This window comes from Nocardioides sp. URHA0020 (assembly GCF_000620705.1).
Classification (GTDB): Bacteria; Actinomycetota; Actinomycetes; order Propionibacteriales; family Nocardioidaceae; genus Nocardioides.
Window position 1 is genome coordinate 243,054 of sequence record NZ_KK211167.1, and the last position, 15,537, is coordinate 258,590.

The following is a 15,537-nucleotide window of genomic DNA, read 5'->3' on the forward strand; positions in this document are numbered from 1 at the left end:
GTCCATGCCCGTCACCGTCCGCGAGGCCCTCGCGCTCCCCGTGCTGGCCGCCGGCGACCCGGTCGTCCTGGGCGGGGACGCCGGCCTGGACGCCGACATCCGGTGGGTGCACGTCTCGGAGGTGCGTGACATCGGAGCGCTGCTCGTCGGCCACGAGCTGGTGCTGACCACCGGCCTGGGCATGGCGGCCTCGCCCGAGGCCGCCGCGGACTTCGTCGACCAGCTCGTCGTCGTCGGCGCCGCCGGCCTGGTGGTCGAGCTGAGCTCGGCGTACCCCCGCATCCCGGACCTCGCCCTGCGCCGGGCCCGGGCGGCCGGGCTGCCGGTTGTGGTGCTCAACCGGAGGGTGCGCTTCGTCGAGGTCACCGAGCAGGTGCACCGCGAGATCGTCGCCGAGCAGTACGACGACCTGCGGTTCGTCGGCGAGGTGCATCAGACCTTCACCGAGCTCGGGCTCGCCCGCGCCCCGATGGCGCGACTGGTCGAGGCGGCCGCCGACCTGGTCGGCGCCTCGGTGGTGCTGGAGGACCTGTCGCGCCGGGTCCTGGTCGCGGCGGCCCGGGAGGAGCCGGTCGACCGGCTGCTGGTCGACTGGGAGCGCCGGTCGCGGCTCACGCCGTACCTCCGGGAGAGCGGCAGCGGCGGTCCGGAGCGCTGGCTCACGACCCCGGTCGGCATCCAGGGCGGTGCGTGGGGTCGGCTGGTGCAGCCCTCGGGTCGCCGCGGCGGGCGCGCCGTGCAGGTGCTCGAGCGCGCGGCCCAGGCCGTCGAGCTCGGCCGGATGATCGAGCGCGACGAGACGTCGGTCCAGCTGCGCGTGCACGGCGGGTTCCTGCTCGACCTGCTCGGCGCCCGCGTCGGGAGCGAGGCCGCCGCGGCCGCGCGCCTGCGGGCGCTCGGCGTGCCGGAGTCCGGCTCGTACGTCGGTGCCGTCGCGCGGCTGCGCTCGGAGACGTCCGTGGACCGGCTGGTCGCCGCGCTCGGCGACGTGGCCGGTCTGGTCGGCGTCCTCGACGCGGTCCACGTCGGGCTGCTGGTCCCCTCGGACGTCGACCTGGAGGTGGTGGCGCGCGCGCTCGTGCGCGACGAGCCCGACGCGGTGCTGGCGGCCGGCCCCCCGGTCGCCGGGGTGCTGGCCGCGGCGACCTCGCTGCGGTCCGCGCGCGTGGTCGCCGACGTGGCCGCGTCGATGCCGCCGTACGACGGCTGCGTGCGGCAGGCCGACATCCGGCTGCCCGGGCTCCTGATGTCGCTGCGCGAGGACGCCCGGCTGCAGGAGTTCGCCGAGTCCGAGCTGGGCCGGCTGCTCGAGCACGAGGCCCGGCACGGGGGCGGTCTCGTCGTGCTGCTGCGCCAGTTCCTCGCCGTCGGCGGCAGCAAGGCAGAGCTCGCCCGGGTCGCGCACCGCAACCGGACGTCGCTCTACCCCGCGCTGCGCCGGCTCGAGGAGCTGGTCGGCCACCCCCTCGACGACCCCGCGTCGCGGCTCTCGCTCGGAGTGGCGCTGCTGGCGTACGACCAGGGCCGTGAGCTCTAGCGGCCCCGACCGCCGCCCGGGCCATCGCCGCCGGCCTCGATCAGCGCGGCGTCGAAGGCCTTGAGCACCGAGGCCTTGTCGGCCTTCGTGAGCGTGCCCGCGGTGACGGCCGCATCCAGCCGGGTCACCAGCGCGGTCCTCGACTCGGCGCGACGCTCGGCGCGGTCGGCGTCGGCCTGCTTCTGCGCGACCGCGAGGGCCGCCTTCACCTTGGCCTCGGAGACACCCAGCTTCTTCGCCAGCGCCGTGGCCAGCGCCGCCCGGCGCTCGGCGCGCTGGGCCGCGGTCGGAGGTGTGGGCCGGGTGCCGTCGGTCGAGCTCGGCCTGTCGGGGCGCAGGTCTTCGCGCACCGCGTCCAGGGCCTTCTGGACCACGTCCTGCTCCAGGCCGAGCTCGGTGGCCAGGACCTTCGCGTCCTGACCGCGGTCGCCGCGGTGCCCGCCGGGCTCGGCGCTCGCGCTCGGCGCGGTGCTCGCCCCGTCGTTCTCGGCCGAGGCCATCGCGACGCCACCGATCGCCAGTCCGGCCCCCGCGACCGCGCCGGCCATGCCGATCCGTGCTGCTGTCGATCTGTCCATGTCTGTACCTCCTGATGGTCGGGTCTGACCTTCAGGACGATGGCTCGTCGCGCTGTGGCGGGGCTGTGCGGACGGCCAGCGTGCGCTGGGTGCGCTACTCCGACGCGACGGCCATGGTGGCGCCCAGGCCGATCATCATCACGCCTCCGGCGACGCCGAGCGTGTCCAGGCGCCGCGGCCGGCGGGCGAACCAGTCCCGCGCCTTCCCCGCCGCGAGCGCCCAGGTGCCGTCGGAGACGACCGCCATGGCCCCGAAGACCGCGCCGAGCAACGCGAGCTGCAGCCCGGCACGGCCGGCCGGCTCGTTGACGAACTGGGGCAGGAAGGCCACGAAGAAGACGATCGTCTTCGGGTTGGTCACCCCGACGACGAAGCCGATCCGCAGCGACCGGGAGGCCGGAGCGGCGGCGACGGCCCCGATCTCGACGGCCTCGAGCGCGGCCCGCGCGTCTGCGCGGTGGCGGATCGCCTGGACGCCGAGCCAGACGACGTACGCCGCCCCGACCACCTTGAGCAGCGTGTAGGCCTCGGCGCTGGCGGCCACCACCGCACCGAGGCCGACCGCGACGAGGCAGACCTGCGTCGTGAGGCCGAGCGCGTTGCCGAGCACCGAGAGCAGCGCATCGCGGCGCCCGACGGTCAGGGCCCGGCCGATCGTGAAGAGCAGGCTGGGCCCCGGGACCTGGATGAAGAGCGCGCTCGCGACGAGGAAGGCGAGCCACTGGTGGGTCGACGGCACCAGGCCAGTGTGGTGGTCGTCGCCCCCGCACGCACGGGGTTTGCGGGTCGGGAAGGATGAGCCCATGGGCGCCGGACACTCGCACGGGTCTCACCGCGCGGGTGGCGACGCCGATCTGGTGGTCGCGCGTGCTCCCCGGCTGGTGCTCCTCGCGACCCTGGCGATCGCCGGGATCGCAGCCCTGGCCGGCATCCTGCTGCTCTGGCCGAGCAGCGCCGAGGTCGACCGGGTGACCCAGGACGTGACGTTCGCGGCGCCGGGGGTCACCTTCCCGAACGCCACGGTGGAGAGCATCAACGCGCCGTGCACCGCGGCGGAGACGGGCTCGGACAGCGACTGCGGGCGGATGGAGGTCACCGTCGCCGACGGGGCGGGCAAGGGAGACCGGGCGACGGTCCAGATCTCGCCGCAGGTCCAGGACTCGGGCCTGTCGGTCGGTGACCGGGTCAAGCTGCAGCGCACGCCCGGCGCGGACGACGCCGACGCGGCGTACTCCTACTTCGGGACCGTCCGGACCGGTCCCGTGGTGGTCCTCCTGCTGGTGTTCGTCGGCCTGGTGCTCGCGGTGGCTCGCTGGCGCGGGCTCTTCGCGCTCGTCGGGCTGGCCTTCAGCGGCCTGGTGATCTGGCGGTTCGTGCTGCCGGCGCTGCTCGTCGGGGAGTCCGGGGTCGCCGTCGCCCTCACGAGCGCGGCGCTGATCATGTTCGTCGTGCTCTACACGACCCATGGCTTCTCGCTGCGCACGAGCACCGCGCTGGCCGGCACCCTCGCCGGGGTCCTGGTCACCGCGGGCATCGGCGTGGTCGCCACCGCCGCCACCCGGCTGACCGGCATCGCCGACGAGCAGGCCGGGATCCTCTCCGCGCTGGTCGGCGACCTGGGCTTCCAGGACCTCTTCGCGTGCGCGGTGATCATCGCCGGGCTCGGCGTGCTCAACGACGTCACGATCACCCAGTCGTCGGCGGTGTGGGAGATCCGCGCGGCGTCGCCGGCGATGGGACGCGCTCAGCTCTTCGCGAGCGGCATGCGGATCGGGCGCGACCACATCGCCTCGACGATCTACACGATCGTCTTCGCCTACGCCGGCACGGCGCTCGCGGTGCTGCTCGTCCTGCGCCTCTACGGCCTGCCGTGGGACGTGCTCCTCGCCACCGAGGACATCACCGAGGAAATCGTCCGGACCCTCGCGAGCAGCATCGGCCTGGTGCTCGCCGTACCGCTCACCACGGCGATCGCGGCGCTGGTGGTTCCCGGAGCCCGGTCCTTGTCGGAGTAAGCATGGCTTATGCTGACAAGCATGAGCCTGACCGACCGCGAGCAGGAGATCGTCGCGCTGCTGCGCCGCGACCCGCTGATCGGCTCCGCGGCGCTGGCGCGCGAGCTCGGCACCACCCGCGCCGCCGTCAACGTGCACCTGTCCAACCTGGGCAAGAAGGGCGTGATCCTCGGTCGGGGCTACGTCCTGAGCGAGCAGCAGTCGGTGGTCGTCGTCGGCGGCGCCAACATGGACGTCAAGGCGCGCAGCCGCCGGGCGGTCGTGGCGGCGACCAGCAACCCCGGGACGGCGTCGATGTCGGCCGGCGGCGTCGGACGCAACATCGCCGAGAACCTCGCCCGCCTGGGCACCCGCACGCACCTGGTCGCCGCGATCGGTGCCGACGGCCTCGGTGACCAGGTGCTCGCCGCGACGTCCGGGGCCGGCGTCCACGTCGAGCAGGTACGCCGATCCGCCCGCGCGACCGGCACCTACACGGCCGTGCTCGACGCCGACGGCGAGCTCGTGGTCGCCGTCGCCGACATGGCCGCGACCGACGACCTGTCGACCGAGCACGTCAACGCGGCGCGCGACCTGATCGCCGCGGCCTCGCTGGTGGTGCTCGACGGCAACCTCGCCACCGAGACGCTGGCCTTCGCCCTCGACCTGGCCACGGCCGCAGGCGTCCGGGTCGTGCTGGAGCCGGTGAGCGTGCCGAAGGCCGCGGCCCTCGCCCACCTGGTCGCCCCGGACCGGCCGCTGCACGCGATCACCCCCAACCGCGACGAGCTCGCGGCGCTCACCGACCTGCCGACCCGGACCGCCCACCAGGTCGCGAAGGCGACCCGCGCGCTGCACGACCGGGGCGTCGGGCTGGTCTGGGTGCGGCTCGGCTCCGGGGGCTCGCTGCTGAGCGGCCCCGACGGCCCGGTCGAGCTGGACGCCGTACCGGCCGCGGTCGTCGACGTCACCGGCGCCGGCGACGCAATGCTCGCCGCCTTCTGCCACGCCCTGCTCGACGGCTCCGACCCGGCCGCGGCCGCGGCGTACGGCCACGCGGCCGCGGCCCTCACCATCGCCAGCCCCCACACCGTCCGTCCCGACCTCACCGACCGTCTCGTCAGGAGCACCGCATGAGCCACCCCTCCCTCCACCTCGCCCCCGAGGTGGCCGACGCGCTCGCCGCCGGCCAGCCGGTCGTGGCCCTGGAGAGCACGATCATCAGCCACGGCATGCCGTACCCGCAGAACGTCGCGATGGCCACCGAGGTCGAGGGCATCGTCCGCGAGCACGGCGCGGTGCCGGCCACGATCGCCATCCTCGACGGCCGGCTCTGCATCGGGCTCTCGCCCGACCAGCTCGAGCTGCTCGCCAGCGACGGCAACGTCACCAAGGTCAGCGTGCGAGACCTGCCGTACGTCGTCGCGCGCGGCCAGCACGGCGCGACCACGGTCGCGGCGACCATGCGCCTGGCCGCGATGGCGGGCATCCGCACCTTCGTCACCGGCGGTCTCGGCGGCGTGCACCGCGGCGCCCAGCAGACCTTCGACATCAGCGCCGACCTCACCGAGCTGGGGCAGACCTCGGTGGCCGTCGTGTCGGCCGGCGTGAAGTCGATCCTCGACATCGGCCTCACCCTCGAGACGCTGGAGACGCTGGGCGTGCCGGTGCTCGGCCTCGGCAGCGACGAGTTCCCGTCGTTCTACTCGCGCTCGAGCGGCCACCCCGCGCCGATGCGCGTCGACAGCGCCGCCGAGGTCGCCGCGGTGATGCGCGCCAAGTGGGACCTGGGCATCGAGGGCGGCATCGTGATCGCCAACCCGATCCCGCTCGAGGACGAGATCCCCGCCGACGAGATCGGCGCGATCATCGACCAGGCCCTCGGCGACATGGACGCGCTCGGCATCCGCGGCAAGGAGGCGACGCCGTACCTGCTCGGCCGGATCGTCGAGATCACCGGTGGCGCCTCGTTGACCGCCAACATCGCGCTGGTGCGCCACAACGCGCGGCTCGGTGCCGCGATCGCGGTGGCGTACGCCGGCTCTGGCACGCCCGCCTGAGGTCGGCTGAGGTGTGGGCTGAGGTCGGACTCCTCGGGCACTTCCTCAACTCCTCGGGCACTGCAGAGGCCGAGAAGTTCAGGGATACCCGGTTAACCGGGTATCCCTGACCAGGCCCCCGACCAGCCCGACCGCCGCAAGACCACCAGCACTTCGCTCGACCCTTCCACCCAGGTCGCCGGCCGTTCACCGAGCGCGCGCACCGTGGAGGCATGCGCGTCGCCATCGTGACGGAGTCCTTCCTCCCGCAGGTCAACGGTGTCTCCAACACCGTGCGACACGTCGTCGACGAGCTCGTCGCCGCCGACCACGAGGCACTGGTCGTGGCCCCCGGACCCGGGCCCGCCCACCACGAGGGGGTCCCGGTCGTCCGGGTCCGTTCGGTCGGGATGCCGGGCTACCGGTCCTTCCCGATCGGGCTGCCGGACGCCGCCCTCGGACACAGCCTCGACCGCTTCGGTCCCGACCTGGTGCACCTCGCCAGCCCGATCGCGCTCGGCGCGGTCGGCCTGCGCGCCGCGCGCCGGCTCGGGGTCCCGACGGTCGCGGTCTACCAGACCGACATCTCCGGGTTCGCCCGGCAGTACGGACTCAAGGCCGACCTGGTGGTCGACCGGTGGGTCGGTCGGTTGCACCGACGCGTGGACCGCACCCTGGTGCCGTCGTCCGCCTCCCGGGACCAGCTCGCGGCGCTCCACGTGCGCGACCTCCACCTGTGGCGCCGCGGCATCGCCCTGGACCTCTTCGACCCGTCGAGACGCAGCGATGTGCTGCACCAGCGGTGGACCGGCGGGAGCCGTCTGGCCGTCGGGTACGTCGGGCGGCTCGCTCACGAGAAGCAGGTGCACCGGCTCTCCGTGCTGGCCGGCCTGCCGGGCGTCCAGCTCGTGGTGGTCGGCGAGGGACCGGCCCGCGCGGAGCTGGAGCGGCTCCTGCCGGACGCGATCTTCACCGGGATGCTCGGCGGCGGCGCGCTCGCGGCGGCGTACGCCTCCCTCGACGTCTTCGTGCACACCGGCGACAGCGAGACCTTCTGCCAGACGGTCCAGGAGGCCCAGGCCAGCGGCGTCCCGGTGGTCGCCCCGGCCGCCGGCGGTCCCCTCGACCTGGTCGACCCCGGCCGCACCGGGTTGCTGTTCGACCCCGGTGACCTCGGCTCCCTCCGCGACTGCGTCGCCTCGCTCCTCGGCGCGCCCGGCAGGCGCCGCGACCTGGCCGACCGCGCCCGCGCCGCCGTGGCCGGGCGCACCTGGGCGGGCGTCGTCGGCGAGCTCGTCGACGTCCACTACCGGGCGGTGCTGGACGGCGCCGCCGCCGCCGCGTGAGCGGACGCGCCTGGCGACGGACGGCATGGGGCCTGGTCGTCGCCGCGGCCGCGACGGTGACGACGGTCGCCGCCTCGGCGTACGCCCTGAGCCGCCAGGCCGACGCCGCGCGCGCCGTGATCGGCAAGCCGCTCGGGGAGCAGGCGCTGCGGGACGACCGCGTCTACAAGAAGAAGTACGGCGACCCGGTGGACCTGCTGCTCCTCGGCGACTCGATCGCGGCAGGCCTCGGCGCCGACCGCGCGGGTGACACGCTCGGTGGGCAGCTCGCGCGCCGGGTCGCGAAGGCGACCCACCGCGCGGTGCGGCTGCACACCGGCGCGGTCGTCGGCGCGGAGAGCTCGGGGCTCGCCGACCAGCTCGCGGCGCTGCCGGCGGCGTACGTGCCGCACGTCGCCGTGATCGTCGTCGGCGGCAACGACATCACCCACCGGGTGCGCACCGCCGACTCCCGCCGCCACCTGGGCGCCGCCGTCCGGGCGCTGCGCGAGTCGGGCGCGGGGGTCGTCGTCGGCACCTGTCCGGACCTCGGCGCGCTCCAGCCGCTGCCGCAGCCGCTGCGCTCGCTCGGCGCCCGGGCCTCGCGCCAGCTCGCGGCGGTGCAGCGCGAGGTGACGACCGAGCTGGGTGGGCACGCGGTCTCGCTGGCCGACGTGGTCGGGCCGTTCTTCATCACCCGGCCCGACGAGATGTTCGCGCTGGACCGCTTCCACCCCTCCGGTGCCGGCTACCGGCGTACGGCGAAGGCGATGCTGCCCAGCGTGCTGGCCGCGCTGGGGTACGCCGACGCGGTGCCGTTCGGCCACCACCCGCCCCTCCCGAGATCCGATGCAACCGACCTGGTCGTCCAGGCGTAGACCTCTCGCAACCGGATCCGTCGTCTGCGGTCTGAGGCACCTCAGATTCCGTTGAGGACGCCGTATCTGGGTGCGATGTCGGGACTCCTCCCGATGTCCGGGCGGCGCCTCATCGGGGAGCGTGAGCCGCCCGAGCACCTCCGGCAACCACCAGAAGGCAGTCATGAACCCCCTCACCGTCAACCCCGCGATCGTCCTGGACCAGGCGCTGCGGCTGACTCCGCAGCGGACCGTGCGTCGTACGCGCCGCTCCGGTCGCGCCGTGCACGCCGCGCGCACCGCCCGGGTGGCCCTGGAGCGCGCCGGGCTCTGACAGGCTGGCCCCATGCACTTCGTCGGGATCGACCTCGCGTGGGGAGAGCGCCAGCCCACCGGGCTCGCGGTGCTCGACGAGGATGCCCAGCTCGTGCACGTGTCGGCGGTGCGCACCGACGAGGAGATCCGGGCCGCGCTGGCGCCGTACGTCGAGGGCCCCTGCCTGGTCGGGATCGACGCCCCGCTGATCGTGGTGAACCCGACCGGGTCACGGCCCGCCGAGCAGGCGCTGACCCGGGACTTCCGCCGGTTCGAGGCGGGCGCGCACCCGTCGAACACCGGCAAGCCGGAGTTCGCGAACGGCACCCGTGGGGCCCGCGTCTGCAAGATGTTCGGCCTCGACATGGATCCCCGCTCGGGACGCAAACGGCGCGCGATCGAGGTCTACCCCCACCCCGCGACCGTCGTGCTCTTCGGGCTCGGCAAGACCCTGAAGTACAAGGCGAAGCCCGGTCGCAGCCTCGAGCTGCTGCGCTCCGAGCTGCTCGTGCTGATGGACCACGTCGAACGCCTCGTCACCACCGACGAGACCTGGCGCGACCTGCGCGCCCAGGTCGAGGGCGCCACCCGCAAGGTCGACCTGCGCCGGGTCGAGGACCAGGTCGACGCGGTCGTGTGCGCCTACGTCGCGCTCTTCGCCGAGCGCTGGCCGGAGCGCACGACGACGTACGGCGACGTCGAGCACGGCTACATCGTCACGCCCACGCTGCCCGACGCGCACGCCACGATTCGCACCGCGATCGAGGAGTACGCCCGGCTGCACCCCTCGCGCATCCGGGACGCCCAGGAGTACGCCGCGCTGGTGACCGAGATCCTCGACGAGGCCGGGATCAACTACCTGACCGTCACCGGCCGCGCGAAGTCCGTCGACTCCTTCGCCGCCAAGGCGGGGCGGGTGGCGGAGGGGCAGCCGGTGTACGGCGACCCGCTGCGCGACATCGCCGACCAGATCGGGATCCGGGTGATCACCTACGTGCGCAGCGACGTGGCGGCCGTCGCCGAGGTGCTGGGCTCCCAGCTCACCGTGCTCGACGACCGCGACCTGGGCCAGGAGACCGCCAGCGAGGGTCGCTTCGGCTACGCCAGCCGCCACCTCCAGGTGGCGCGCACCGGTGCGCCGAACGCGCAGGTGCAGGTGCGCACCGTCCTGCAGCACGCGTGGGCGGAGTTCGAGCACGACATCCGCTACAAGGGCACGGTGCCCGAGGAGCACGCCCGCGACTTCGACCGCCGCTTCACCCTCGCCGCCGGGCTGCTCGAGCTCGCGGACCAGGAGTTCACGACCATCCGCGACCGCCTGCGCAGCGGGTCGGTCACCGAGCCCGAGATCGACGCCGACGGCATCACGCCGCGCGAGCTCGCGGCGTACCTCGCCGGTCAGTACCCCGACGCCGAGTGGTCCCGCACCGACCACTACGCCTGGATCGCAGGCCTGCTGCCCGATCTCGGCATCACCACGCTCGCCGGCCTCGGCGACGTGCTCGCCGACGTCGACCCCGAGCAGGTCACCGCGCGCATGGACTACCGGTACCCGCCCGGCGCCGTGCGCCGGCTCGACGACGCGCTCCTCGCCGCCTTCGGGGAGCGGTACGTCGAGCTGCCCGGCAACGCCCATCGCGAGGCGCTGCTGGGGGCACGGCTGGAGCGGATGCGCGGATGACCCAGCCTGCCGTCCCCGCCGACGACCGCCTGCCCCGCTCGGCGTACGTCCTGGCCGGGCTCTTCCTCGCCGACCAGCTCCTCCAGCTGCAGGACCACGGCCTGAGCCGGTCAGACGGGGTCTGGGTGCTGCTCTCGATGGTCCTCAGCGCGGCGGTCGTGGCGTGGTTCGCGGCCGGCGTCCTGCGGGCCCGGACCGTCCGGTTGGTCGTGGTCTGGGTGCTGCTCGGCCTCGCCGCGCTCCTCGGGGTCATCGGGACGCTGTCGGGGCCGGACGTCCGGGGGCTGATCGACCTGGCCTTCACTGTCGGCGAGCTGGTCGCCCTCGGGGTCTTCTGCTCCACGCACTACTTCCAGCGGCAGCGCGCGCGGGCCCCCGGACCGGGCGCCCACCTCGGCGCCGTCCTGGCCGTGTCGGCCGTCGTCGGGCTGCTGGGCGGCCTCACCGCGCCGACGGACGGCGACAACCCGCCCACCCAGCTGCGCATCACGCTCTGACTCAGGGTCGGTACGGCGGCGCGACGCCCCATCCCCACCGCGGCACCGGCGCCTGCTCCACGACCGCGGCGCCGGGCTGGGAGTTCTCCACCGCCAGCCGGGTGCCCCACTCGAGGTAGCCGACGAGCGCGGCCCGGAACTCCGGGTCCGCCGGCAGGCCCGCGTCGTCGGCCGCCGCGCTCATCGTGGAGGCGAAGCGGTGCCGCTGCTCGCCGGTGATCGCCAGGTCGCGGTGGTGCGCGAGCATCCGCTCGTACCCGCCGTGCTCCTCGGTGTAGGCCGCAGGACCGCCGAAGACCTCCGACCACCAGGCCGCGACGTGGGCGCGGTGCTCCTCGGTGACGCCGCCGGGGAAGAACCCGCGGAGCAGCTCGTCGCGCTCGACGCGGTCGTAGAAGCAGTCGATGAGTCGGCGCAGCGCCGGTCCGCCTCCGGCCCAGTCGTAGAGCGTCGGGTCGTCAGCCATCGGTCCTCCAGCGGGGGTGCGGTGTCGCGGTCGGTCATCTCCCATGGTGGTCCCCGCCGCAACCGGATTCGGCGGAGCTGGTGGCGCGGGGGCCTCGGGGCGGATGTCACCGGCACTCGCTACCGTCGACGGCATGACACCAGCAGACGTCCTCATCGACTTCTTCGAGCGGATCCGGGACAACGGCGTCGCCGCGGTCGACGGCCTCAGCGAGGAGCAGCTCGCGCACCGGGTCGCGCCCGACGCGAACTCGATCGCGTGGCTGATCTGGCACGCCGCCCGCGTGCAGGACGCCCAGATCGCGCACGCCGCCGGGACCGAGGAGGTGTGGCGCAGCCAGGGCTGGGTGGAGCGCTTCGACCTCGACCTCGACCCGGCCGACCACGGCTATGGCCAGACCAGCGAGCAGGTCGGCAAGGTGCGGGCGCCGGCCGGGCTGCTGGCCGACTACCTGCGGGCCACCCACGAGGCGACGGTGGCCTACCTGCGCACCGTCACCGAGGCCGACCTCGACGAGGTCATCGACCGGAGCTGGACGCCGCCGGTCACCCGGGGCGTCCGTCTGGTCAGCATCGTGGACGACGACGCCCAGCACGTCGGCCAGGCGGCGTACCTGCGGGGGCTGCTCGGCGCCGACCTCGAGGCCCGGACCGACGCCTAGCCGGACGCCAGCCCGACATGGTCCGGGTCAGCCGGGTCAGGCGGAGGCGCGCTTGGCCTGGGCGAGCAGATCGGTGAGACCGGCGGCGTCGACCTCGGGGCCGTACGCCGGCTGGTCGCGGTCGAAGCGCCAGCCCTCGGCCAGCGGGCCCGCGTCGACGACGTCGTACCCGATCTCGTCGGCGAGCGCCGCGACGGTGGCCTTCGCGCCGGCGTCGTCGCCGACCAGCGGGAGCGCCCGGCGCCCGGCGGTGCCGGCGGGGACGCCCTGGGTGGCGAGGTGGCCGGCCTGGATGGCGTTGAAGAGCTTGACGACGTGCGACTCCGGCAGGTGTGCCTGGAGGATCTCGCTCGGCGTCGTGGAGCCGTCGTCGATCTCGGCGACGTGGCCGTCGCGCTCGAAGTAGTAGTTGTTGGTGTCGATCACGACCTTGCCCGCCAGCGGCGCGACCGGGACCGTGTCAACGGCCAGGAACGGGATCGACACCACGACGATCTCCCCGGCCTCGGCCGCCTCCGCTGCGGTGACGGCCCGCGCGCGCTCGCCGATCTCCGAGACCAGGTCGGCGAGCGTCTCCGGCCCGCGCGAGTTGCTGATGACGACGTCGTACCCCTGCTCCGCGAAGAGCTTGGCCAGGGTGCCGCCGATGTTGCCGCTGCCGATGAATCCGATGGTGGTCATGCAGGGCGAACGGCGTACTGCGCCTGCTTGTTCCACCCTCAGGGTCGCGTCACTCCCTCAGTTTCACCGGGTAAGCGGTGAAACTGACGGCTACCACGGACTGGGCTTGAAGTCCTTGAGGAAGTGGCCGTACAGGTCCTCGCCGGCCTCGCCCCGCACGATCGGGTCGTAGACCCGGGCCGCACCGTCGACCAGGTCGAGCGGCGCGTGCCAGCCCTCGGCGGCGATCCGCAGCTTCTCCTGGTGCGGGCGCTCGTCGGTGATCCAGCCGGTGTCGACCGCGTTCATCAGGATCTGGTCGGTCTCGAACATCTCGCCCGCGCTGGTGCGGGTCAGCATGTTGAGCGACGCCTTCGCCATGTTGGTGTGCGGATGCCCAGGACCCTTGTAGGACCGGGAGAACTGGCCCTCCATCGCGGAGACGTTGACGACGTGGGTACGCCGCGCGGTCGAGGACCGCAGCGAGGCCCGCAGCCGCGAGATCAGCAGGAACGGCGCGGTCGCGTTGCACAGCTGGACCTCGAGCAGCTCGAGCGGGTCGACCTCGTCGACGGTCTGGGTCCAGGAGTTCGTGGTCTGCAGATCCGGCAGCAGCCCGCCGGCGTCGACGGCCGTCCCGGCCAGGTGCGCCTCCAGGCTGGCGCTGCCGGCCTGGAGGGCGAGCGCCGTGATCGAGGCCGGGGTGTGTGCGGGCGTCTCGTGGTGCGCGATCGCGTGCTGGCGGAGGGTGCCGGCGATGGCGGCCGGGTGGGCCTCGCTGATCCGGTCGAAGGACACGATCTCCGGCAGCGCGATGCCCGTGGGCAGCGGCGCGAGCTCGGCGTCGACCAGCGGCGCGTAGGAGCCGGGCGTACGCCGTACGGTCTGGCACGCGTTGTTGATCAGGATGTCGAGCGGGCCCGCGGCGGCCACCTCGTCGGCGAGCGCGATCACCTGGGTCGGGTCGCGCAGGTCGATGCCGACGATCTTGAGCCGGTCGATCCACTCCGCGCTGTCCTCCAGCGCCGAGAAGCGGCGTACGGCGTCGTGCGGGAAGCGGGTCGTGATCGTGGTGTGGGCGCCGTCGCGGAGCAGCCGCAGCGCGATGTACATGCCGATCTTGGCGCGGCCGCCGGTGAGCAGCGCGCGGCGCCCGGTGAGGTCGGTGCCCTGGCCGCGCTTCGCGTGCGACATCGCGGCGCAGTCGGGGCAGAGGTAGTGGTAGAACGCGTCGACGAGCGTGTAGTCGGTCTTGCAGATGTAGCAGCCCCGCGGGTTGATCAGCTCGCCCGCGAAGGCACCCGGGGCCGTCGACACCAACGGGATGCCGAGGGTCTCGTCGTCGATCCGCATCGGTGAGCCGGTCGCGGTCGCCTCGGTGACCGCGCGGTCCGCGGCGAGCTCGGCCTGCCGCTTGCGCGTGCGCCGCTCGGCCTTGAGTGCCTTGTACATGTGCGACGCCGCCCGCTTGACCGTGGTGATGTCGGGGTGGTCGTCGGGCAGCTCGTGCAGCTGGGTGAGCACGCGCACGGTGACGGCGAGTTCGTCGGGGTCGATGCCGTCGGTCTGGATCACCGGAGGATTCTAGGTGCGCGGGGCCGCTCAGACCGCTTCCGCGGCGGGGCGGGTGATCCGGTAGCGCACGAACGACGGCACCAGGATCGCGGCGGTCATCGTCCCGATCACCACGAGCACGCCGCCGCCGGCCGCGGCCGCGGCGGTGCCGACCATCGCGGCGCTGGCGCCGTGCACCACGTCCGCGATCCGCGGTCCGCCGGCGACCACCACGATGAAGATGCCCTGGAGCCGGCCGCGCACCGAGTCGTCGGCGGCGCTCTGCAGCATGCTCGTGCGGAACGCGGCCGAGGCCATGTCGGCCGCGCCGCCGATCACCAGCATCAGCAGGGCGACGACGAGCGCCGCGCTCTGCCAGTACGACGCCAGCCCGACCGCGATGCCGAACCCGGTCATGGCGACCCCCCAGATCAGGATGCAGATGATGACGGCCCGACCCTGCCGGTCGACCCGCGAGACCCAGCCCGAGAACACCCCGCCGATCACCGAGCCCGCCGGGATCGCGGCGAAGAGCAGCGCGAAGACGATGCCACCCTCGTCGGGGCCACCGAACGACGCGTGCGCGATCTCCGGGAAGAGCGCGCGCGGCATGCCGAAGACCATCGCGATCAGGTCGACGACGAAGGACATCATCAGGACCGGGTGGCCGCGCAGGTAGGTGAAGCCCTCGATGACCGACCGCAGGCCGGGGGTGCCCTTGGCGGCGTCCTCGACGGGAAGCCTCGGCAGCCGCACCACCGCGCTCAGCGTCGCGAAGAGCGTGAAGGTGTCGACCAGGTAGAGCCACTGGAAACCGAAGACCGGGATCAGCACGCCCGCGACCAGCGGGCCGCCGATGGCGCCGGCCATCATCACGGTCATGTTGAGCGAGTTCGCCGCCGGCAGCAGCTCGGTGGCCACCAGCTTGGGGATCACCGCGCTCCGTGTCGGCTGGTTGACCCCGAAGAACGCCTGCTGCACGGAGAAGAGGCCGAGCAGCAGCCACACGTTGGTGTTGCCGGCCGCCGCCTGGAGCCAGAAGAGCGCGCTGGTGCCGATCAGCCCGCTCGTGGTGATGATGAGCATCGTGCGTCGGTCGAAGACGTCGGCGAGCGCGCCGCCCCACAGCCCGAAGACCACCAGCGGCACCAGTCCGAAGAGGCCGGTGAGGCCGACGTACGCCGAGGAGCCGGTGTCGGCGTAGATCTGGGCCGGCACCGCGACGACGGTGAGCTGGGCGCCGACGACGGTGATGATGTTGGCCAGCCACAGCCGGCGGAAGTGCTCGTTGCGCAGCGGTCGGGTGTCGGCCACCAGGCCCCGGAGGTTGCGCACGATCACCGAACCTAACCTCGTGGGCGGATGTTCCCCCC

Annotated in this window: 16 protein-coding genes; 10 read left to right on the plus strand and 6 right to left on the minus strand. The window is 73.6% G+C overall.

Going from position 1 to position 15,537, the window contains the following annotated elements; genetic code table 11:
- Positions 1–4: 4 nt before the first annotated feature.
- On the plus strand, positions 5–1,537 hold the full coding sequence (locus tag N542_RS0109920) for a PucR family transcriptional regulator (RefSeq protein ID WP_028643787.1): 1,533 nt from the start codon (positions 5–7) through the stop codon (positions 1,535–1,537).
- Here the strand turns inward: N542_RS0109920 and N542_RS0109925 are convergent.
- Complete coding sequence (locus tag N542_RS0109925) at positions 1,534–2,115, minus strand: hypothetical protein (RefSeq protein ID WP_028643788.1); 582 nt, start codon at positions 2,113–2,115, stop codon at positions 1,534–1,536. The two genes, N542_RS0109920 and N542_RS0109925, sit on opposite strands and share 4 nt — an antisense overlap.
- Before the next feature lie 94 nt (positions 2,116–2,209).
- Positions 2,210–2,854, minus strand: coding sequence for a LysE family translocator (locus N542_RS0109930; RefSeq protein WP_028643789.1), 645 nt, complete (start codon positions 2,852–2,854; stop codon positions 2,210–2,212).
- Positions 2,855–2,918: 64 nt separating this feature from the next.
- On the opposite strand from N542_RS0109930, the gene N542_RS24245 reads away from it, so the two are divergent.
- From N542_RS24245 to N542_RS0109970, 8 genes are all read left to right on the plus strand, one after another.
- On the plus strand, positions 2,919–4,130 hold the full coding sequence (locus N542_RS24245; RefSeq protein WP_051551580.1) for a YibE/F family protein: 1,212 nt from the start codon (positions 2,919–2,921) through the stop codon (positions 4,128–4,130).
- Between the two features lie 21 nt (positions 4,131–4,151).
- Positions 4,152–5,246 (plus strand): carbohydrate kinase, encoded by a 1,095-nt coding sequence (locus tag N542_RS0109940; protein WP_028643790.1) that lies wholly within the window; start codon positions 4,152–4,154, stop codon positions 5,244–5,246.
- Positions 5,243–6,169, plus strand: coding sequence for a pseudouridine-5'-phosphate glycosidase (locus N542_RS0109945; RefSeq protein ID WP_028643791.1), 927 nt, complete (start codon positions 5,243–5,245; stop codon positions 6,167–6,169). The genes N542_RS0109940 and N542_RS0109945 overlap by 4 nt, the downstream gene beginning before the upstream one ends.
- A 212-nt stretch (positions 6,170–6,381) precedes the next feature.
- Positions 6,382–7,494, plus strand: a complete 1,113-nt coding sequence (locus N542_RS0109950) for a glycosyltransferase family 4 protein (RefSeq protein WP_028643792.1) — start codon at positions 6,382–6,384, stop codon at positions 7,492–7,494.
- The gene (locus N542_RS24250; RefSeq protein WP_155992962.1) at positions 7,491–8,351 is read left to right on the plus strand and encodes an SGNH/GDSL hydrolase family protein; all 861 of its coding nucleotides are present in this window, start codon (positions 7,491–7,493) and stop codon (positions 8,349–8,351) included. The genes N542_RS0109950 and N542_RS24250 overlap by 4 nt, the downstream gene beginning before the upstream one ends.
- Before the next feature lie 163 nt (positions 8,352–8,514).
- Positions 8,515–8,664, plus strand: a complete 150-nt coding sequence (locus tag N542_RS0109960; RefSeq protein ID WP_155992964.1) for a hypothetical protein — start codon at positions 8,515–8,517, stop codon at positions 8,662–8,664.
- Between the two features lie 12 nt (positions 8,665–8,676).
- Entirely contained in the window at positions 8,677–10,326 is a 1,650-nt protein-coding gene (locus N542_RS0109965; protein WP_028643794.1) for a DUF429 domain-containing protein, read from the plus strand.
- A complete protein-coding gene (locus tag N542_RS0109970) occupies positions 10,323–10,823 on the plus strand; it encodes a hypothetical protein (RefSeq protein ID WP_028643795.1) in 501 nt (166 codons plus the stop codon). Before N542_RS0109965 ends, N542_RS0109970 begins: the two co-directional genes overlap by 4 nt.
- 1 nt (position 10,824) lies before the next feature.
- Here the strand turns inward: N542_RS0109970 and N542_RS0109975 are convergent, their stop codons facing one another.
- The gene (locus N542_RS0109975) at positions 10,825–11,289 is read right to left on the minus strand and encodes a group II truncated hemoglobin (RefSeq protein ID WP_028643796.1); all 465 of its coding nucleotides are present in this window, start codon (positions 11,287–11,289) and stop codon (positions 10,825–10,827) included.
- A 133-nt stretch (positions 11,290–11,422) separates the two neighbouring features.
- Here N542_RS0109975 and N542_RS0109980 point away from each other — a divergent pair, with 133 nt between their 5' ends.
- Positions 11,423–11,950 (plus strand): mycothiol transferase, encoded by a 528-nt coding sequence (locus N542_RS0109980; RefSeq protein ID WP_028643797.1) that lies wholly within the window; start codon positions 11,423–11,425, stop codon positions 11,948–11,950.
- Between the two features lie 36 nt (positions 11,951–11,986).
- Here the strand turns inward: N542_RS0109980 and N542_RS0109985 are convergent, their stop codons facing one another.
- From N542_RS0109985 to N542_RS0109995, 3 genes are all read right to left on the minus strand, one after another.
- Positions 11,987–12,631 (minus strand): NADPH-dependent F420 reductase, encoded by a 645-nt coding sequence (locus N542_RS0109985; protein ID WP_028643798.1) that lies wholly within the window; start codon positions 12,629–12,631, stop codon positions 11,987–11,989.
- Positions 12,632–12,721: 90 nt separating this feature from the next.
- Positions 12,722–14,185 carry an SDR family NAD(P)-dependent oxidoreductase gene (locus N542_RS0109990; RefSeq protein ID WP_028643799.1) on the minus strand — a complete coding sequence of 488 codons (1,464 nt, stop codon included), beginning with the start codon at positions 14,183–14,185 and terminating at the stop codon, positions 12,722–12,724.
- A 27-nt stretch (positions 14,186–14,212) separates the two neighbouring features.
- A complete protein-coding gene (locus tag N542_RS0109995; RefSeq protein WP_028643800.1) occupies positions 14,213–15,499 on the minus strand; it encodes an MFS transporter in 1,287 nt (428 codons plus the stop codon).
- Between the last annotated feature and the right edge of the window lie 38 nt (positions 15,500–15,537).